Annotated in this window: 22 protein-coding genes and 1 pseudogene; 7 read left to right on the forward strand and 16 right to left on the reverse strand. The window is 39.7% G+C overall.

Translation table 11 applies throughout. The annotated features are described in order from the left end of the window. Positions 1 to 148: 148 nt before the first annotated feature. The gene (locus tag ACFX4N_RS11175) at positions 149 to 1,333 is read right to left on the reverse strand and encodes a M20 family metallopeptidase (RefSeq protein ID WP_057273590.1); all 1,185 of its coding nucleotides are present in this window, start codon (positions 1,331 to 1,333) and stop codon (positions 149 to 151) included. Then, entirely contained in the window at positions 1,311 to 2,663 is a 1,353-nt protein-coding gene (locus ACFX4N_RS11180) for an LLM class flavin-dependent oxidoreductase (RefSeq protein WP_057273591.1), read from the reverse strand. Before ACFX4N_RS11180 ends, ACFX4N_RS11175 begins: the two co-directional genes overlap by 23 nt. Before the next feature lie 446 nt (positions 2,664 to 3,109). On the opposite strand from ACFX4N_RS11180, the gene sfnG reads away from it, so the two are divergent. Beyond that, positions 3,110 to 4,183 (forward strand): dimethylsulfone monooxygenase SfnG, encoded by a 1,074-nt coding sequence (gene sfnG, locus ACFX4N_RS11185; RefSeq protein ID WP_377261395.1) that lies wholly within the window; start codon positions 3,110 to 3,112, stop codon positions 4,181 to 4,183. A 42-nt stretch (positions 4,184 to 4,225) separates the two neighbouring features. After that, entirely contained in the window at positions 4,226 to 5,446 is a 1,221-nt protein-coding gene (locus ACFX4N_RS11190; RefSeq protein WP_057273592.1) for an acyl-CoA dehydrogenase family protein, read from the forward strand. 46 nt (positions 5,447 to 5,492) lie between these two features. Here ACFX4N_RS11190 and ACFX4N_RS11195 read toward each other — a convergent pair whose 3' ends face one another. Then, the gene (locus ACFX4N_RS11195; RefSeq protein ID WP_057273593.1) at positions 5,493 to 6,407 is read right to left on the reverse strand and encodes an NAD(P)-dependent alcohol dehydrogenase; all 915 of its coding nucleotides are present in this window, start codon (positions 6,405 to 6,407) and stop codon (positions 5,493 to 5,495) included. A gap of 170 nt (positions 6,408 to 6,577) precedes the next feature. Between ACFX4N_RS11195 and ACFX4N_RS11200 the strand changes: the two genes are divergently transcribed. The 4 genes from ACFX4N_RS11200 (at position 6,578) to ACFX4N_RS11215 (ending at position 11,065) form a co-directional block, all read left to right on the forward strand. Beyond that, complete coding sequence (locus ACFX4N_RS11200) at positions 6,578 to 7,270, forward strand: response regulator transcription factor (protein ID WP_013058026.1); 693 nt, start codon at positions 6,578 to 6,580, stop codon at positions 7,268 to 7,270. Beyond that, the gene (locus tag ACFX4N_RS11205) at positions 7,263 to 8,267 is read left to right on the forward strand and encodes a sensor histidine kinase (RefSeq protein WP_057273594.1); all 1,005 of its coding nucleotides are present in this window, start codon (positions 7,263 to 7,265) and stop codon (positions 8,265 to 8,267) included. The genes ACFX4N_RS11200 and ACFX4N_RS11205 overlap by 8 nt, the downstream gene beginning before the upstream one ends. A 100-nt stretch (positions 8,268 to 8,367) precedes the next feature. Then, positions 8,368 to 9,129 (forward strand): ABC transporter ATP-binding protein, encoded by a 762-nt coding sequence (locus tag ACFX4N_RS11210; protein ID WP_029323043.1) that lies wholly within the window; start codon positions 8,368 to 8,370, stop codon positions 9,127 to 9,129. Continuing rightward, positions 9,119 to 11,065 (forward strand): ABC transporter permease, encoded by a 1,947-nt coding sequence (locus ACFX4N_RS11215; protein ID WP_057273595.1) that lies wholly within the window; start codon positions 9,119 to 9,121, stop codon positions 11,063 to 11,065. Before ACFX4N_RS11210 ends, ACFX4N_RS11215 begins: the two co-directional genes overlap by 11 nt. Before the next feature lie 3 nt (positions 11,066 to 11,068). Here the strand turns inward: ACFX4N_RS11215 and ACFX4N_RS11220 are convergent, their stop codons facing one another. The 3 genes from ACFX4N_RS11220 to ACFX4N_RS11230 all read right to left on the reverse strand — a co-directional run bounded on the left by ACFX4N_RS11220 (position 11,069) and on the right by ACFX4N_RS11230 (position 13,599). Then, positions 11,069 to 11,683 (reverse strand): GNAT family N-acetyltransferase, encoded by a 615-nt coding sequence (locus tag ACFX4N_RS11220; protein WP_057273596.1) that lies wholly within the window; start codon positions 11,681 to 11,683, stop codon positions 11,069 to 11,071. A 105-nt stretch (positions 11,684 to 11,788) separates the two neighbouring features. Continuing rightward, entirely contained in the window at positions 11,789 to 12,391 is a 603-nt protein-coding gene (locus tag ACFX4N_RS11225; RefSeq protein ID WP_192100266.1) for a dienelactone hydrolase family protein, read from the reverse strand. A 5-nt stretch (positions 12,392 to 12,396) separates the two neighbouring features. Further along, the gene (locus ACFX4N_RS11230) at positions 12,397 to 13,599 is read right to left on the reverse strand and encodes an aminotransferase-like domain-containing protein (RefSeq protein WP_057273598.1); all 1,203 of its coding nucleotides are present in this window, start codon (positions 13,597 to 13,599) and stop codon (positions 12,397 to 12,399) included. Between the two features lie 439 nt (positions 13,600 to 14,038). Between ACFX4N_RS11230 and ACFX4N_RS11235 the strand changes: the two genes are divergently transcribed. Further along, positions 14,039 to 14,215: a hypothetical protein gene (locus ACFX4N_RS11235; RefSeq protein WP_171843222.1), complete on the forward strand. Its 177-nt coding sequence runs from the start codon at positions 14,039 to 14,041 to the stop codon at positions 14,213 to 14,215. Positions 14,216 to 14,241: 26 nt separating this feature from the next. On the opposite strand, the gene ACFX4N_RS11240 is transcribed toward ACFX4N_RS11235, so the two are convergent. The 10 genes and pseudogenes from ACFX4N_RS11240 to ACFX4N_RS11285 form a co-directional block, all read right to left on the reverse strand. Beyond that, positions 14,242 to 15,018 carry a sulfite exporter TauE/SafE family protein gene (locus ACFX4N_RS11240; protein ID WP_192100265.1) on the reverse strand — a complete coding sequence of 259 codons (777 nt, stop codon included), beginning with the start codon at positions 15,016 to 15,018 and terminating at the stop codon, positions 14,242 to 14,244. A 70-nt stretch (positions 15,019 to 15,088) separates the two neighbouring features. Next, positions 15,089 to 15,313, reverse strand: coding sequence for a sulfurtransferase TusA family protein (locus ACFX4N_RS11245; RefSeq protein ID WP_013058035.1), 225 nt, complete (start codon positions 15,311 to 15,313; stop codon positions 15,089 to 15,091). Positions 15,314 to 15,348: 35 nt separating this feature from the next. Further along, on the reverse strand, positions 15,349 to 16,476 hold the full coding sequence (locus ACFX4N_RS11250; protein WP_192100264.1) for an MBL fold metallo-hydrolase: 1,128 nt from the start codon (positions 16,474 to 16,476) through the stop codon (positions 15,349 to 15,351). A gap of 62 nt (positions 16,477 to 16,538) precedes the next feature. Then, the gene (locus ACFX4N_RS11255) at positions 16,539 to 17,090 is read right to left on the reverse strand and encodes a sulfurtransferase TusA family protein (protein WP_063672142.1); all 552 of its coding nucleotides are present in this window, start codon (positions 17,088 to 17,090) and stop codon (positions 16,539 to 16,541) included. A 55-nt stretch (positions 17,091 to 17,145) separates the two neighbouring features. Next, positions 17,146 to 17,298 (reverse strand): annotated as a pseudogene (locus tag ACFX4N_RS11260) (rhodanese-like domain-containing protein); the annotation flags it as partial. Next, the gene (locus ACFX4N_RS11265) at positions 17,283 to 17,765 is read right to left on the reverse strand and encodes a DsrE/DsrF/DrsH-like family protein (RefSeq protein ID WP_013058040.1); all 483 of its coding nucleotides are present in this window, start codon (positions 17,763 to 17,765) and stop codon (positions 17,283 to 17,285) included. The pseudogene ACFX4N_RS11260 and the gene ACFX4N_RS11265, both read right to left, overlap by 16 nt. A gap of 47 nt (positions 17,766 to 17,812) precedes the next feature. Beyond that, entirely contained in the window at positions 17,813 to 18,040 is a 228-nt protein-coding gene (locus ACFX4N_RS11270) for a sulfurtransferase TusA family protein (RefSeq protein ID WP_029323069.1), read from the reverse strand. A gap of 91 nt (positions 18,041 to 18,131) precedes the next feature. Further along, complete coding sequence (locus ACFX4N_RS11275) at positions 18,132 to 18,392, reverse strand: metal-sensitive transcriptional regulator (protein WP_192100263.1); 261 nt, start codon at positions 18,390 to 18,392, stop codon at positions 18,132 to 18,134. After that, entirely contained in the window at positions 18,382 to 18,747 is a 366-nt protein-coding gene (locus ACFX4N_RS11280; protein ID WP_041816586.1) for a hypothetical protein, read from the reverse strand. The genes ACFX4N_RS11275 and ACFX4N_RS11280 overlap by 11 nt, the downstream gene beginning before the upstream one ends. A 332-nt stretch (positions 18,748 to 19,079) precedes the next feature. Then, the gene (locus ACFX4N_RS11285) at positions 19,080 to 19,397 is read right to left on the reverse strand and encodes a hypothetical protein (RefSeq protein ID WP_013058044.1); all 318 of its coding nucleotides are present in this window, start codon (positions 19,395 to 19,397) and stop codon (positions 19,080 to 19,082) included. Between the last annotated feature and the right edge of the window lie 71 nt (positions 19,398 to 19,468).

The raw sequence follows: 19,468 nt of genomic DNA on the forward strand, positions 1-19,468 counted from the left end.
ACTGAGGTGAACGTAATGGTCATAACCGTTATTGTAGGAGTGCTGGGTTTGATTGGTTTAATTGCAGCAGGATTTGCGACGAATTATAAGGATACGAAATAAGAATACATAAAAAAGAACAAGAACCAAATAGGTTCTTGTTCTTTTTTTAACGAGCCAATAGCTTTTCTGTTATGCGCAAAAACATCTTTACTCCAATTTCAAGCGAGTCTTCATCTACCGTAAACTTCGGATGATGATGAGGGTATACGATGCCCTGTTCTTCATTTCGTGCTCCGATGTTAAAAAATGCTCCTTCCGTTTCCTGCAGATAAGCTGAAAAATCTTCTCCTCCCATTTTAGGAGACAGCGTCTTTACACGTTCTTCTCCATATTCTTCGATAGCTGTTTCTTCAATTAACCTTGTAATTTCTTCAGAATTAATGACGGGATGATAGCCTTTTTCATACGTAAACGTGTACTCTGCACCGTAGGCTTCTGTTAGTCCTTTTACAATTTGATCAATTTGTGCCGGAACTTTTTCTCGCAGAGCTGCGTCAAAGCTGCGAACGGTACCGTTAAGCTCCACTTTATCAGGAAGTACATTGTGCGTAGTTCCTCCGTGAAATTGTGTAACCGATACGACTAATTTATCAATTGGATTGGTCGTTCTTGAAACAATCGTTTGAAGGTTCGTCACAATTTGTGCTCCTACAACAATAGCATCAACTGCTTCGTGAGGCGCTGCGGCGTGTCCTCCTTTTCCTTTAATCGATATATTAAACATGTCAGGCGAAGCCATCATAGGACCTGCAAGCACGCCGATTTCTCCGATGGGAAGACTAGAATTCAAATGCGTGCCAATTACATAATCCACACCTTCCATCGCGCCTTCTTTAACAAGCTCCTGTGCCCCTCCTGGCAGCAGCTCTTCTGCGTGTTGAAAAATCAAGCGGATTTCTCCTTTAAATTCATCTCCTAACTGAGAAAGAACAGAAGCTACTCCTAATAAAATAGCCGTATGACCGTCATGTCCGCATGCATGCATCACGCCTTTATGAACCGAGGCAAATGCAAACGTGTTTTCTTCTTCAATCGGCAGCGCGTCCATATCCGCCCGGATCGCAACCACTTTTCCCTCTTCTTTTCCTACTAATCTAGCCACCACGCTTGTTGGGGTAGGACGAGTAATGATAAAGCTTCCAAACGAACGAAGCGTATCTTCAACAAACTGAGACGTTCGGTGTTCTTGAAACGATAATTCAGGATAGCGATGAAAATGTCTTCTCCACTCAATTACCTGCTTTTTTAAGCTTTCTGTTATGCTGTATTCACTGATTAATTTGACTGTCATACACATACTCCTCCTTTGTTTGACTATATCGATTATGTGGAACGGAAAGGTCCAAATTTCCGCGCAGCGTACTGCTTTCATATGAAGTGTCGTAAAGGCCACGCTCTTGTAAAATCGGCACCACTTTTTCCACAAACTGATGAAACGTATCGCTCATAAACGGGCGAAGCACAAATCCATCCGCTGCTTCCTGCTCATGCCATTTTTGCATTTCATTCGCTACGTGCTCAGGTGTTCCTGAAAACGGCGAACGCGGTAAAACCGTTTCAAGTGCCACTTGTCTTAACGTTAACTTTCGAGCAGCCGCCGCTCGTTTAATTTTATTTGTAGTGCTTTGAAACGCATTTGCTCCTATATCCCCTAACTCTGGAAACGGTGCGTCTACGTCAAATTGATGAAAATCATAATCATCAAAAAAACGAGCTAAATATGTAATGGCATGATCAACTGGAATGAAAGCGGCAAGCTCTCCATATCTTCTTTCTACATCTTCCTCGCCATCTCCTATAATTAAATCAATACTTGGAAAAATGAGAAGCTCTTCAGGATTTCTCCCGTGATTTTTTGCTCTGTTTTTCATATCTTGATAGAATGCCTGCGCTTCTTCTAGTGTATGTGCATTGGTGTAAATCGCATCCGCATTTTCTGCGCCAAATCCTCTTCCTCTTTCTGATGAACCCGCTTGAAACACAACAGGATGTCCCTGCTTTGAACGAGCAATATTTAACGGCCCTTGAACTTGAAAGTGCTTGCCTTTAAATCCAAGCGTATGCATTTTCTTTGGATCAAAAAACTGGCCGGTTTCTTTTTGATAGGTAAAAGCATCATCTTCCCACGAATCCCACAGCCCTTTTACTACGTCGAGATGCTCTTTTGCAATTTCGTATCGTTCGCTGTGAAGAGGAAGATATCCTCTGCTGTGATTGCGCGCTGCCCCTTCTTGCGGAGAAGTGACTACGTTCCATCCCGCTCGCCCGCCGCTGATATGATCAAGAGACATCAGCTGACGAGCGATGGTAAAAGGCTCACTGAAACTTGTTGAAACCGTCCCAACTAAACCGATGTGATTCGTAGAAGCAGCAATAGCTGACAGCAGCGTAATGGGCTCAAAACGATTTAAAAAGTGAGGAATGGACTTTTCTGATATTGCTAACCCATCCGCAATAAAGACAAAGCTGAACAGTCCTTTTTCCAATATACGCGCTTGCCTCTTGTAAAACTCAATATTAATGCTCGCATCAGGCTCTACGTCCGGATGTCTCCATCCATCCGTCGTATTTCCAAGTCCTTTAATATTTGCTCCTAGCATTAGCTTTCTTTTTTTACTCAACGTATACTTCCTCCTTTTTACGACAAATAAAAAAGAGATGCTTTGATTGTTCAAAGCATCTCCAGTCGTCTGGTCGATTATTTTTAAACGGCTATTTATTTAGAGAAAATAGCTGTTGACCTCTCATTTATTTAGCATATTTGAATAGTATACTCACTATTCCTATAAGTCAAGTTTGTTTTTAGTTAAAATAGATGATCTCTTACTTCTTTAGTTAAACTTAATTACGATTTCATTCTTTTTAAATTTCTTAAAACTCACTTTGACTATCGGAATAACCGGTGATATAACTATATGTACATTCAGCATCCGTACCGCCTGTCAGGCTACTGAAGGCTCTTATCTTCTCTTCAATTTGAAGCGAGATAAGAGCCTTTGGCATTTAAGGAGATGAATGTTTTACCCAGCTCATTTATTTTCACTACTTAACTAAGGAGGCGTTACATATGAGTTTGCAATTTGCTTATTGGGCCCCGAACGTAAGCGGAGGCCTTGTCATTTCCAACATTCCTCAAAAAACAGAGTGGTCATTTGAAGCAAACAGCCGGTATGCGCAAATTGCCGAGCAGGTGGGCTTTGATTATGTTCTCTTGCAAACTAGATTTTTTGCAAGCTACGGAGCTGAAAATCAACTAGAAGCTGCGACTCTCGCTTCTGCACTGGCTGCCACTACTAAAAAAATCAACATTATTACAGCGGTTCTTCCGGGGCTATGGCATCCCGGCGTATTTGCTAAAATCATTTCGACTATTGATCATATCAGCAGCGGACGCGTCTCTGTGAACGTTGTAAGCGGCTGGTTTAAAGGCGAATTTAACGGCTACGGCGAACCATGGCTAGATCATGACGAGCGCTACCGCCGTTCTGAAGAATTTATTAACGTGCTTCGAGAACTATGGAAAAACGAAACGACTACGTTCAAAGGAGACTTTTACCGATTAAATGACGCACCGCTAAAACCAAAGCCTCTTCAGCCGCCAAAAGTATTTCAAGGAGGAAACTCTAAAGCCGCCCGTGAAATGGCAGGCCGAGTATCAGACGTTTATTTCATGAACGGCAACTCGATTGAAAACTTAAAAAACCAAATTGAAGATGTAAAAGCAAAGGCAAACGGCCGTGATATTCAATTCGGCGTGAACGGGTTTGTCATTGTCCGTGAAACAGAAGAAAAAGCAAAACAAGTGCTAAAAGAAATTGTTCTACAAGCGGATAAAGAAGCCGTTGAAGGGTTTGAAAGTCAAGTGAAATTTGCGGGCAAAGCTTCTCCTCAAGGTGAAGGCATGTGGGCAAACTCTTCATTTGAAAACTTAGTTCAGTACAATGATGGCTTTCGAACTGGCCTTATCGGAACAGCCGAACAAGTCGCCAATCAAATTATCGAACTAAAAAAAATCGGCGTGGACATTATTTTGACAGGCTTTTTACATTATGAAGAAGAAATCAAAACGTTTGGCGAAACCATCATTCCGCTCGTAAGACAAAAAGAACAGGAACTAAAAGAAAAAGCGGGCGCATTGTAAATAGTTTATCGTAACAAACATTAAAATTTTTGGAGGTATGTTATGTCAGTCGAAATTTCTGCACGTCCTGTATATAATCAATCAACGCGCGCTTATTACGCGTCCATCCGCGAGAAAATCGCTTCTCTTGTAGATGAAGTGATCCGGCCTAATGCAGCCCTTACAGATGAAGAAGGCGTTTTTCCACGAGAAAATTTAGAAGCGCTTATTAAAGCAGGCTGGGGAAACATTCTTGTACCAAAGGCATACAGCGGCTTAGAGCTTGATCACGTGGCTTTTGCAATTGTGGCTGAAGAAATTGCAAAAGCTTGTGCTTCCACTGCTTTAGTTTACGTGATGCATGTCGGAGCGGTTCAAACTATTACGCTGTACGGAAACGATGATCAAAAAAAACGCTGGTTACAACCAATTGACCAAGGGCTGATTGGTACGTACTCTACAAGTGAAAAAGCCTCAGGAGGACACTGGTGGTACAACTTCAGTCAAGCGCAGCGAAATGACGAAGATTATGTAGTTAATGCTGACAAATCATTTACTACGAGCGCCGGGCAAGCTGATTTTTATATCGTTCAAACACGCAGCCCTGAAGCACAAGAAGCAACGGATATTAGCTTTTTTATTGTAGATGGAAAATCAGAGGGCATCACCGCAAGTCCATGGGAAGCGCTGGGCGTTCGCGGTAATCACAGCGGTCCGATTTCTTATAAAAATGTACACGTGCCAAAAGAAGATCTTCTAGGCAGTGAAGAAACAGGGAAAGAAATCGTCTTAAACGGCGTTTCCCCTATTTATTTAATTGGCCTTGGTTCTGCTTGGCTTGGAGTAGCGGAACATGCGCTAGAGCTTGCGGTTAACCATGCAACGCGAACGATTCACCGCGATTTTAATAACCAGCTTAGCGACTATCAAGTCATTCGCCAGCAGATTGCCGAAGCAAAAGTCCTCATTGAAAGCACAAAACCATGGCAAATTGACTTGGCAGAACAGCTTGATATTTTACAAGCTGAACAAAAAGCACAAGGTGTCCTTACCCTCCCGCTGACTGAATTTAAAGTGCACGCTTCAGAAGTAGCCAACAAAGCAACGCGAATTGCATTGGATGTAAGCGGCGGATACGGCTATAAAAAAGGCCCTATTGAACGTTTGTTCCGAGATGCCAGAGCGGGCATTGCTATGGGCCCTTCTAATAATATTGCCAGAGAATGGATCGGAAAGAACCTTGTAGGGCTTCCTCTTGAACTTTGGATTAAAGGCGGAGAGTAAAGTTTAATATCATAAAAAAGAGGATCTTTTATAGAGATTCTCTTTTTTACTTTTTTAACGTAACGACTACGCTCCCTATTTTATGTCCGGTTTCTACATACTCATGAGCTTCTGGAACTTGTTCTAAAGAGTAGCATCTATCAATCACTGATTGGATCTGTCCTTCTTCCATCAGTTTTTTAAGAAGTAATAAATCTTTCGTCTGCACTTTGGCAATTCCTTGCCCTTCGACCGAAACAAAGCGTCCATTTAAGGCTAACGCTTCCTTGCACTGATTTTTTGTGATTTTCCCAACCGCATCAAAGATAAGATCGTATCTTTCTTGTTTTTCAGTAAAATCTTCGTTTTGGTAGTCGATGACGAGGTCTGCTCCTAAAGACTTTACTAGTTCCCTATTTTTAGCACTGCACACGCCTGTCACTTCAGCTCCGTAATAGTTAGCAAGCTGTACAGCGGCAGTTCCTACGGCACCTGAAGCACCGTAGATAAGCACTTTTTGCCCGGCATGAATATTTCCTTTTCTAAAAAAATGCAGAGCCGTCGTGCCGCCGAAAGAAATAGAGGCGGCTTCTTCATAGGTTACATTCTCTGGCTTTACGGCTATTGTCCCCTTTTCTGGTAAGCAGATATATTCCCCATATCCTCCGAACTTCATACCTGTCATTGCAAACAGCTGGTCGCCTTTTTTGAACCGCGTTACGTTCTTTCCGACTTCCTCTACTTCTCCGGCCAGCTCTACGCCTAGTATTGATTTTCTAGGCTTCCGTAATCCCAAAACTATTCGCATTGGAAGCCACAACAGCAGTGGACTATTAAAGCTCCTCACTCTGCAGTCGCCCGATGTGACCGTGGTGGCATGAATTTTTATCAGTATTTCATTCTCTTTTGGAATAGGCTTTTCCACTTCTTGAAGCTGAAGAACATCTGGTTTACCATACTTTGTACATACCATTGCTTTCATAACAGCTCTCCTTTTTTCACTAGAGTTCAATATATGTTTATAAACTATGCTCGTCGAAAGCTATTCTTTCACATTTTAAAAAGAACGCCGGTGAATCTACTATCACATATGGTAAATAAAAGGATATTGCTATAAAATAAGTATAAAAACAGAAAGCGTGGTACGTGTTATTGTTTAAACTTCTTTTAATTGAAGACGATGTAACGCTGTTTAACGAACTGAAAGAGCGGTTGGAGCAATGGTCTTATGATGTTTACGGCATCCGTGATTTCAGTAACGTTATGCAGGAGTTCAGCGAGGTAAAACCTGATTTGGTTATTATGGATATTCAGCTGCCGAAGTATGACGGATTTCACTGGTGCAGAATGATTCGTTCTCATTCGAAAATCCCTATCATCTTCCTATCTTCACGTGATCATCCTTCTGATATGGTAATGTCTATGCAGTTTGGAGCAGACGACTTTGTGCAAAAGCCGTTTCATTTTGATGTGCTTGTAGCAAAAATACAGGCTCTTCTCCGCCGCGTGTATAATTACAGCGTTGAACAAGTAAACCTTCTTTCTTGGCAAGGAGCTACGATTGATTATGAAAAAAATAAAGTATCAACCGAATCTACAGCTATCGATTTGACCAAAAATGAAATCTTTATTTTAAAATGCTTAATACATAAAAAGAATACGATTGTAAGCCGAGATGAACTGATTAATAGTTTGTGGGAAGATAAACGATTTATCAGTGACAACACGCTGACGGTAAACGTCAATCGCCTACGAAAAAAATTGGATGAAATTGGACTGGGAACTTTTATTGAAACAAAAGTCGGCCAAGGCTACGTAGCCATTGAAGAGGAACGCTATGATTAAACTCTTTATTCGCGAGCGTCTAAGCTGGATTCTTTTCTTTTTTATCATACATTTTTTCATGCTATTTATCGCGTATATTGATGAATCTATTCCTCTGTCTTCGATTCTCTATATCGTGTTTTTATCATCGATTATCTTTCTTATTTTCTGCGTCTTCCGCTATCACAAAGAAACAAAATTTTATCAAAAGCTAAAAGATGAAGAAGACTTCTTTGATTCTTCTACTTTTTCTCATCCGCTGCGTCCGTTTGAAAAGATTGTTCAGCGAAATCTGATGCAACAATTAGAACAAGCGAAAAAAGATGGCGTGCAAACTCAGCTGCACGTGACGCAGGAAAAAGATGAACTGTTAGCTTGGATTCACGAAATTAAAACGCCGTTAACTGCGATGCATTTAATAATTGAACGCTTAGAAAATCGAGAAGTTAAAGCAAACTTGACGTTCGAGTGGCTCCGTATTCACTTTTTACTTGATCAACAGCTGCATCAAAAGCGCATTTTCTTTATCGAAAATGATATGTATATTGAACATCTGGATTTAGAGTCCCTTATTTTCACTGAAATCAAAACGCTGCAAGCTTGGTGCATGCAAAAAAATATTGGGTTTGATGTGGACCTACAGGCAGAACGTGTACTTTGTGACGCAAAGTGGCTTTCGTTTATTATGAGGCAGCTATTAACAAACGCAGTCAAGTACAGTGAAGAATCTGATGTGATGATTAGAAGCTACGAGCACCATGGTCAAGTATACATCGAGGTAAAAGATAACGGACGGGGCATTTCTCCTCAAGATATGCCGCGCATTTTTGAGAAAGGTTTCACCTCAACTACGCAGCACGAAGACAGCCGTGCCACAGGCATGGGTCTGTATCTAGCTCAAAAAGCGGCGAATGCTCTTTTTATCCACATTGGCGTGCGGTCAGTTCTTAACGAAGGCACGACGTTTACGCTTGCCTTTCCTAAATCAAATGATTTTGTGGATATGAAAAGCATGTGACAAAAATGTCACATGCTTTCGTTATTTGTTCGGTGAATCAAAGGAAAAGCTAAAGCCCTTTTTCTATAATAAACGTATCAGATTAAAGGAGTGAATACATATGAACATATTAGAAGCAACTAATATTCATAAAAGCTACGGAAATAAATTTAATAGACAAGAAGTATTAAAAGGCGTAGATATTACCATTATGAAAGGAGAATTTGTAGGAATTATGGGCGCTTCAGGCTCAGGAAAGACGACGCTTCTGAACGTGCTTTCCTCCATTGATAAAATCAACGGAGGAACCATCAAAATTGAAGGAAATGAAATTAGCAGAATGAAAGAAAAGCAGTTAGCAAACTTCCGAAAAACACATTTAGGCTTTATTTTTCAAGACTATAACTTGCTCGATACGCTGACAGTGAAAGAAAATATCCTCTTGCCTCTTTCCGTTGCGAAAACTCCTTCAGCAGTAGCTCACAAAAAATTTGACGCGCTAGCCAAACAGCTCGGCATCTATGAGCTGAAAGACAAATATCCAAGTGAAATTTCCGGGGGACAAAAACAGCGTACCTCCGCTGCAAGAGCCTTTATTCATGAGCCAAGCATGATTTTTGCTGACGAACCAACCGGTGCACTTGACTCAAAAGCGGCAAGCGATTTGTTAAACAAACTGACCGAGCTTAATGACAAAAGAAGCGCAAGTATTGTTATGGTAACGCATGACCCAGTGGCAGCCAGCTACTGCAGCAAAGTCATTTTTATAAAAGACGGACAAATTTATACGCAGCTGTACAAAGGCGATCAAACGCAAAAAGCCTTTTTTGACGATATTATGAAAACTCAAGGCGTGCTAGGCGGAGTTCAACATGAACATTAATCAGCTGATTTTCCGCAACTTCAAAAAGAATGTAAAAAACTATTATTTATACGTTTTTGCACTGGTTTTCAGCGCTGCTTTATATTTTGCTTTTGTAACGCTGCAGTATGATCCGGCTCTTGATGCAACCAAAGGTTCCATTAAAGGAGGCGCAGCGGTTCGGGCCGCTTCTGTTTTACTTGTAGCCATCGTTTCTATCTTTCTATTATATGCAAACACGATATTCATCAAACGACGCAGCAAAGAAATTGGCTTATTTCAGCTAATTGGCATGACCAAAACAAGAATTTTCCGTATTTTGACCGTTGAAAATTTTATGCTGTATTTTGCCTCACTGATTGTCGGCATTTTAATTGGGTTTTCGTTTTCAAAAGCGGTCATTATGATTTTGTTTAAAATCACCGATACAAAAGGCATTGCCAAGCTTCATTTTTCTGAAGAAGCCTTGATTCAAACGCTGATTGTGTTTGGCGCTATCTATTTGCTGATTATGACGATGAACTACCTTTTTATTAAAAGACAAACTATTTTAGCTTTATTCCGAGTCACTTCATCGACAGAAGGCAAAATAAAAAAAATCAGTATAGCTGAAATTATTATTGGGATTCTCGGCATTACCTTTATCGCTTCAGGCTATTACATTTCCGCCAAATTATTTGACGGCTCTTTTACCAGCATGAATGCTTTAGCAATCGCAATGATATCTATTTTAGCTTCAGTTATCATAGGTACTTACTTGTTTTATAAAGGCTCGGTTCGATTTTTATTAAATCTTATGCGAAAAAGCAAAAAAGGCTATTTGTCAATTAACGATGTATTATCTCTTTCTTCGATTATGTTTCGAATGAAATCAAACGCGTTATTACTAACGGTTATTACAACTGTATCGGCTCTTGCCATTGGCCTGTTGTGCTTGAGCTATATCTCTTATTACTCTGCTGAAAAGTCGGCTGGAGACTATGTACCTAACGATTTTGCTATCAATAATTCAAAAGACGCTGCTTCGTTTAAAGCCGCACTGGATCGAAAGAAAATAGCATACACGGAAAAAAAGATCGACGTCATTCAAGTAAAAGCAAACGTAAAAAACATCTTAGAAAATGAACTAAAAAGTCCAATGGTGGACTCGTCCGCTATGACGATTCCAATGATCAGTGAAAAATCAGTTAATGGCATAAATCTAGCTCAAAACGAAACCTTGTTTACCGGCTATAATAATATGCTTCAAAAAACAATGGCCTTTAAAGATTCGGGGCGTATTGAGCTAAAAGGAAAGCAAAAAGTAATTCCACAAAAGTTTGTAGGATTAAACCGAAAGTTTCTTCTACCTATTTATTTTACAGGCGGCGGTTTGCCTACTGCGATTGTAGACAATCACGTATTTAATGAGCTAAAAAAGGATGCGGATCCTTCTATTCAAAAAGAATCTTCTCTCTACACTGGAATAGACATATCAAAAGAAGATGACTTACCAAAAGCAAATCAGCTTTTCGGAGAGATGAAATTCAGCGATAATAGCTTAAATGACTCGCGTATAGAAATGACAGTGAGTCAAAAACAAAATATGGGTCTAATCATGTTCATTGTTGCTTTTCTAGGACTAGCCTTTTTAATCACATCAGGGTGTATTCTTTACTTTAAGCAAATGGACGAAAGTGAAGATGAAAAGCCAAACTATACAATTCTTAGAAAGCTCGGCTTCACCGAAAAAGATTTATTAAAAGGCATTAAAATAAAGCAGCTCTTTAATTTCGGCATACCGTTAGTCATCGGCTTGCTTCACAGTTATTTTGCCGTGCAATCCGGCTGGTTCTTGTTTGGAACTGAACTTTGGACGCCTATGATCATCGTGATGATTGTCTATACTGCCCTGTACTCTATTTTTGGTATTTTATCTGTTCTTTACTATAAAAAAATTATTAAAGAAGCTCTTTAACGATTAATTGCTGACATTTTCTTTATTTCCCTGACTGGCTGCATGTAAAAAACCTTCTAGTCGCTTTTTGACAAACGGCCACTCGTCGTCAATTATACTGAAGATAACCGAATCTCGTACGTATCCATCAGGTAAAACCATATGTTTTCTGCTGATGCCTTCTTGCGTGGCACCCAAGCGTTTAATAGCCACTCTGGACCGCTTGTTTCGTACATCCGTTTTGAATTGAACGCGGTGAAGCTTCAGCTCTTCAAAACAGTGTTTTAATAATAAATACTTACACTCCGTATTAACCCGGGTGCGCCACACGGATGGATGATACCATGTCCACCCTATTTCTAGGCTTTTGTTTGGAAGTGATATATCTAAAAGCCTCGTGCTTCCTATAATCGAATGTGACACTATATCAAATACAGCAAAAGGAAGCTCTCTTCCTTCTTGCTTGGCTATTAAAGCACTTTTGATCAGCTGTTTTATATCATTTAGACTATGAACTTTCACCGGGAGGTGCTCCCAAATTTCTTTCGGTTTTGCAGCTTCATAGAGTCCTTGCTCATGCATTTTTTCAAGCGGCACTAGCTTTACTGCTGTTCCTACAATTTCAACTGACTTTAGCATAACCTCGCCCCTTTTCGATACGTCTAAAGAAAATGTTAATACATGTATACGCACTGAAAAAGGGTCAGTTTCTACTTATTGTAAGGTATCACTTTCAGTATAACCCTAGTTATCAGCTAAGTTTTTTTCGAGAAAATCACTTATGGTTTGGAAGGCTTGGTCAGCTGATTCTTTATTAAAGTTTTGTGAAAAAGGATTCATAAAACCATGAAATCCATGAAACGTTTTAATTTCCAAAAGAGGATCTCTTTTTTGCTCTAATGAATTTATTAAAGAGTCTACATCAAATGTTTGCTCTTCAGCAGGAAAAATAAGAAGAGTTGGGCAAACAGGGCTTCTATTTACATAATCTCTAATACGCGATCCGTAACAGCCTATCACAAAGTCACACAAATTGTTTTCACTGCATAGCCACGATATTGTGGCTCCTACACTGAAGCCTATAACTCCTACTTCTTCATATTCCTGTTTTAGTTGAATTAACATGTTAGTAATTTGTCTTGAACCCTCATCAATACCAATGTTTTGAACAAAGTTTTGATAAGCCATTCGTTCTTCTTCATAGCTATAAGGAGCGTCTTTAGATAATAAGTTAGGACAGATAATATCTGCCTCTAACTTAGACAATTTCTCTTTCATAAACTTCATATGATTGTTCACACCGTATATTTCATGAATCAATAAAATTGCTTTATTTGATTTTTCCATTCTTTTTATAAAACAGTCGTTTCCCTTGTCAATTCACGATGCAATACGTCTCCCATGCGCTTCATGCCTTCAACGATTTGTTCAGCAGACATATTAGAATAATTCAAGCGCAGCGCATTGTTTCTTGTTCCGTTTGGAAAGAAAGGAGTTCCCGGAACACAGGCTACGTTGTTTTTTAGACATTCTGAAAAGATATGCGCTGAATCAATTCCTTGGGGCAGTTCCACCCAAATAAACAATCCGCCTTCTGGCTTACTGTAAGACAAATTCTCCGGGAAAAATTCTTCGATGCACGATAACATTTGGGTACATCGCTCTTTGTATACGGCTTTAATTTTTTGAATGTGCTCTTCGATATCATAAAGCTCCATGTACTTAGCCGTTACGCGCTGAGCAAAGCTGTCCGTATGCAAGTCAGCCACTTGCTTAAACGCTACGTACTTATCAATAAAAGCTTCATCTGCACACACCCAGCCGATCCGAAGACCCGGTGCAAAGATTTTAGAAAATGTGCTGATATAAATAACTCTGCCTTCTGTATCAAAATGCTTAACTGGCGGCAGCGTTTCTCCTGCAAATCGAACGCCTCCGTACGGATTATCTTCTACAATTAGAACGTCGTATGCGTTCGCAAGCTCGATCATTCGCTGACGTCTTTCTCGCGTTAATGTGCGCCCTGTAGGGTTTTGGAAATCTGGGATTGTATAGATAAATTTAGCCTGTGGATTTTCCTGAAGCTTTTTCTCTAGCTCTTCCATAATCATTCCGTCTTCGTCCATGTCCACTTCTACAAACGTCGCATTGTAGGATTTGAATACGTTAATAGCTGCCAAATACGTTGGGCTTTCACAGATTACCACGTCTCCGTCATTAAGAAACAGTCTTCCGGTAAGATCGATTGCCTGCTGAGATCCGGACGTAATTAAAATGTTCGAAACCGTGGACTCAATGCCGATATCCTGCATTCGTTTAGAAATTGCTTCTCGTAAAGGGATATACCCCTCTGTTGTACTGTATTGAAGTGAAGCGGCTCCGTCTTCATTTAATACGGCGCGGCACGCATCGTTCATTGCTTCAACGGGAAATAGCTCCGGCGCTGGAAGTCCTCCTGCAAATGAAATCACTTCTGGTCGTTCCGTTACTTTTAAAATTTCGCGCGTTTCAGAGGATTTTACAAGACTAGCTCGTTGGGCAAATTTATCTTTCATTGATGATCATTCCTTTTCTAGATTTTAAACTTTTAATAACAAATTAATTATTCGAATAGTCAGAAAAATTAAAGCGGAAGCCTTGGGAGATGCCTTTTTAATAGACAACCAGCATCTGCTTGCTCTCTGACTATTCATTTCTTCTTGATGCCACGTTCTCCTTTCGGTACATATTTTTCTCATTCACTATTTGTAATACAAATCAAAGGTCGTACGATAATTATGGCCTTGTATTTAATGTATGTTAAAAAGGATAACATAAAAATCAAATAAATAAACAATAAATTCTATAAATTCTTAATTTTTTATGCAAATATATTTATCTCAGTAAACTATTTTGTAAGATTCCTTTCCTTTTCATTGACCTACCTTATAAAACCCTTTATAATCCTTATTAACTCGATACGATTTAAAGGTTTTAGTACAGGAGTGATGAAAAGTGAAATGGCTTCATTTTCTGTTTAATGAACGATGCCCTAAATGCAAGCAAGTGTTAAATACATCAAAATCCAATGCTCTTCGCTCTACTGTTGTGAAAGTATGTCCGTCTAACCACTATCAAAAAGAATTTCATCCTGCGCTTGAAACGTATGTGGAAAGTAATGGAACAATATAAAAAAGCTATGGGAATCCATAGCTTTTTTATATTAGCCCCCACCAAATCTTAATTGCCGTTGCTAAAATCAAACCGGCAAGGATCCACTGAAGCACTTTTGTATTCATTTTTTGCCCAATTTTCGCACCGATTGGAGAAGCAATCAGACTTGCAGCAACTAAAATAAGTGCAGGTATAAAAGGGACTTGATGCGTTATCAGCTTTCCAACCGTCGAACCAATGGAAGAAATAAAGGTAACGGCTAGTGAAGTTGCGATAGTAATTCGAGTTGGAATTTTAAGTACCACGAGCATCACAGGAACTAAAATAAAGGCTCCTCCTGCTCCTAACACGCCTGCTACGGCTCCGATAAGCAGTGATAAAATAGAAGCTAATCCTTTATTGAATTGAAGTTCGCCTTCTTTTATCTCATCTAAATTTTTCTTTGGAATAAACATCATAATAACCGCAATAAGAGCTAAAGCTCCATATACAACATTTAATCCTTGTTCACTCATATAATGTGAGCTGTAGCTTCCAAGCATGCTGCCGATTAGAATATTGCTGCCCATATATAAAATTAATGATTTGTTTAAAAATCCGCTTTTTCGATACGCCCATACGCCGCCTATTGTCGCAAAGAACACTTGAACAGCTCCTGCACCTGAGACTTGATGAGCCGTTAATGCTCCTACTCCTACTAATGGAGGGATATATAACAGCATCGGATAATTAATAACAGACCCGCCAATACCTACCATACCGGAAATAAACGACCCAATAAATCCAATAAGAAAAAGCGTGATGATAAATGTAAGATCCATCTATAGTCGCTCCGTTTCATATAAGGAAAGGGTACCTTTTACAAGAGATACCCTTTTCGTCCATTATTTCTTATCCTTTTTTAATCCAAAACTTAAAAACGTCGCCTTCTTCTGTATGAAGAAGCTCGTGACCGCCAGATTTTGCCCAGGCTGCAAGGTCATTTTTTGCACCTTTATCCGTTGCATGAATTTCTAACACTTGACCTGCTTCAAGCTCATTCATTGCTTTTTTCGTTTTAACAATCGGCATTGGACATGCCAGCCCTTTTGCATCTAGTACTTTAGTTGATTCCATTTCTCTCTCTCCTTTATTTAGGTTGAATTTTTTACTTAGCGAATCGCACAGCGGTTTGGTCCAATTTCCATTTCACGCTGTTTTTCTTCATCTGGGCTTACTTTTCCCATATTAGTTTCACGAATTTCTTGATACGCATTTGGCTGCGGCGGTAAATTATCTGTTACTAAGTGTCTGAACTCTGCTTCGTCTTCAATATTTAATCCATGATTTTTAGCAAACAAAGTACCTAACTTTTCAGCCACGCTGCCGTTGTCATTTAGCTCATCAATAATCATAAAATGAGCTGGCAATACGATTAGCTCACCTGATAATGCTTTATAGCGTTTATAAAGTGTCTCCCGCAGATCGCCTACCCAGTCTTCAGCCATACCAGCTAAATCAGGACGTCCAATTGAATCGATGAACAAAATATCACCTGAAAGCAAGTATTGATCGTCTACGATAAAAGAAGTTGATCCAATCGTATGACCCGGTGAATAAAGAGGCTGAATCGTAATCGTTGTGTTACCAATCACGACATCACTGCCTTCTTCTAACGCCTTGTAGTCAAAAATCACTTCTTCTGCATCTTTTGGAGGCAGCCAGTAAGCTGCATTTGTTGCTTCAGCAATGACTCTTCCTCCTGAAATGTGATCTGCATGAAGGTGAGTATCAAACACATGCTTAATTGTGACACCAAGTTCTTTGGCAAAGTTAATATACACATCCGCCATACGCGTCGCATCAATAATAGCAGCTTCACCGTTCGATACGATCATATAAGATAAGCATCCTTTACCGATACGAACAAACTGATAAATTTCTCCGCCGTCTTTTAAATTCCCGACTTTAACAGGCTCTAAATATTCACTCCACGCTTTCATACCGCCTTTAAGGTACGATACTGTCAGACCAGCTTCTGAAAGCATTTCAGCTACCATCACGGATGAACCTTCTTTGGCACAAACAACTACTACTTCTTTATCAGAAGGGATTTTTTCTAAGATTTCTTCTACTCCGTCTAAAAGATCGAAGTATGGAACGTTTAAATGATCGAAGTAATGACCTTCAATTTTCCAATCGCTAAAATCACTTTCGTTACGAACGTCCAAGATAAATAACGCTTCTTTATTGATAATTTTAGATGTAACTTCTTTTGCAGTAAGTGCATGCACTGTCATATTAAAATACCTCCTTAGGTATATAAAATATCAAAATTTTTTAATTCACTATGATTCATTGGTTATTCTACTTTACCGGTCCAGTCACGCATACCAGGAACCACGTTAATTAAGTTTTTAAATCCTTGCTTTTTCATCGTTTGCCCTGCCATTTCACTTCGTCTTCCAGAGTGGCAAATAATATAAATTTCATCTTCTTTATTTAATTCAATCGAACGTTTTTCTACTTCACCAAGCGGAATATGAACAACGCCTGGAATATGAGCTTCATCATATTCTTCTACTTCACGAACGTCTAAAATATGAAGGTGTTCATCACTTTCTACTTTTTTCGCAAATTCTTCTAATGAAATTTCAGGAATTGGCGTTACGTTTTTTTCGGCGCCGCCTTTACGAAGAAAGTGATGAAGAACGTCACCTTCTGTCTCTGTACCTAAATACTCATGACCTGTGCTTTTTGCCCACGCTTGTAAGTCCGCCGTAGAGCCTTTATCCGTTGCTTGAATTTCTAGCACTTGACCTGCTTCTAATTCATTCATTTTCTTCTTTGTTCTTACGATTGGCATTGGACACGCTAGTCCTTTTGCATCTAATGCGAAGTTTGCTTGCATCATTTCTTTTTCCTCCTTGGTTTAAATACTAGTAGGGGTATATTTTTCTCTAAAAAAATTAGACCGTTTCCCCTTTCCACTCCATCATTCCGCCGGTCATATTCGTTACACTGTAGCCTTGCTGCTCAAGAAAACGAGCTGCCATTCCGCTTCTGCCTCCAGAACGACAGACGACAATGTAGTTCTTTGATTTGTCTAAATGAATAAGTTTACGTTTCCGTCTTCTGCATCGGCTAAATACGCCGCTACGCCCGCATATTCAATATTATCTAGCAGCTCTTTTTCCTGTAATCCTAGAAGATCCATCGTCATCGTACAAGCTACTAGCTTCACATCTTGTTCTTGCGCCATTTCAATAAGCTGCGGCAAGGTTAGAGCATTATGCTTTTTCATTACGTTTTTAATCATTTTAGGTCCCATACCTGCAAAGTTCATTTTAGATAAGCCCATTTTATCCGCACCGCGCGGCATCATTTTGCCGAACATCTTTTCTAAAAATCCTTTTTTCACGGGTACCATTTCTTCTTTACGCAGCGCATTTAATCCCCAAAACGTATGGAATATCGTCACTTCATGATCATAAGCAGCCGCTCCGTTGGCAATAATATAAGCTGCCATTGCTTTATCATAATCCCCGCTAAATAATACAATCGTTGTTCGTTTCTTTTGTTCAGTCATGTTGCCCCTCCTATTACCCTATGGGGTATATTTAATTCTAAAAAAAATTAGCCTTTTTGAATGTAAAAGATAAATATGCTGCCTTCTTCTTTAAAATCAATAAGCTCGTGTCCTGTTGATTTTGCCCACGCTGTTAAATCACTTTTAGCACCTTTATCTGTCGTTTGCACTTCTAATACTTGGCCTGTTGTTAAAGTATCCATTGCTTTTTTTGTTTTTACGATTGGCATTGGACAAGCTAATCCTTTTGCATCTAAAACTTGATCAATTTTCATAGTATTTATCTCTCCTTTTTATATACATATACCTGTAAGGGTATATTATACTAAATAATGATATTCGTCAACTTTAATAAGGTGATGACACTTAGCGGCTTTTCACTAACAGCTGTACAGCTTCTTTCACTAAACCTTCCGTTGGCTCTCCTTGCTGAAGGCTCTCTCTGACGCACTGTTCAAGATTGCTGCTCACAATGACTCCCATTGTGCGATCAATAGCACTTCTTGCAGCGGATAATTGAGTCACGACGTCTCGGCAGTCTTTTTCTTGCTCCATCATGCTGAGCACACCTTTTAGCTGCCCTTCAATTCGGCGCAGGCGATTTTTCACTTGTTGGTTATACTCCATAATCGAATACCCCTTTCTTTCCTTTACTTTTACACTTACACGCTGCTAACTCATAGCTGCGCACTTGAAAACCTCTTTTTCGTAAGAACCTTACGCCTACATTTAATTCCACTCTATCTCCGGCAATTAGATGAACGCTGCCCTGTGGAATTTCTGAATAAAAGCGTTTAAGGTAAGCATACGGAATAACTAACCCCTTAGAATCATGAACTTCATGGTAATGGCGAATATCTACAACCGTTCGCCCAAGTTCTTTCCCTTCAGATTCACGCATGCACTGTATCCCTTTAACAGGATAATAACGTCTGTATGCAATAAATAAAATAGCAAGCAACAACACTGCTATATAGAGCATAACAATCACCGCCTTGCTATTGAATTGATGTTGTTTACACGCTTTATACTATACCCCTATAGGTATATTGTCAAGTAAGAAAATTATATTTAATTTTTCTTATTTACATAGTTTCTTTACCGCGAACTAGTCCATTTTATACAGCTTAGACCTTATGAATGTTGGTCTTTGACTCGCTGTATTTGTGTACCCCCTACCCTATCGAACAAACGTATTCTTCATCATCGTCGCTCGTATATAGGGCTGAAAATCAAGCTTACTGCGTCATTCACGTCTACACACAAAAGGTCCAGTTCCTAAGGAGAACCGGACCTTTTATGGTAAAAAGCTGATTAGCTTTGATGATAGATATTATGCCATTGATTCCACGAACTGTGTGGGTGCTGCTGGTGCCATTGATTCCAAGGCACATATGGATTTTGCTGGTGCCACTGATGCCACGTGCCGTGCGGATACTGATGATGCCACTGATGCCAAGGTGTGTATGGATGTTGTTGATGCCATTGATTCCATGTGCCGTGCGGATACTGTTTGTGCCACTGCTCCCAAGGTACGTGGGGATGTTGCTGATGCCATTGATTCCACGTGCCGTGCGGATGCTGTTTGTGCCATTGTTCCCATGGAACATAATGCTGCTGTCCTTGATGCATGTTTCTTCAACTCCTTTTCCTTTGCCACATCATATGTTCATTCTTTGATTTAGAGCTTATCTTTTCTTAAA

The organism is Priestia sp. YIM B13551 (genome assembly GCF_042787905.1).
Classification (GTDB): domain Bacteria; phylum Bacillota; class Bacilli; order Bacillales; family Bacillaceae_H; genus Priestia.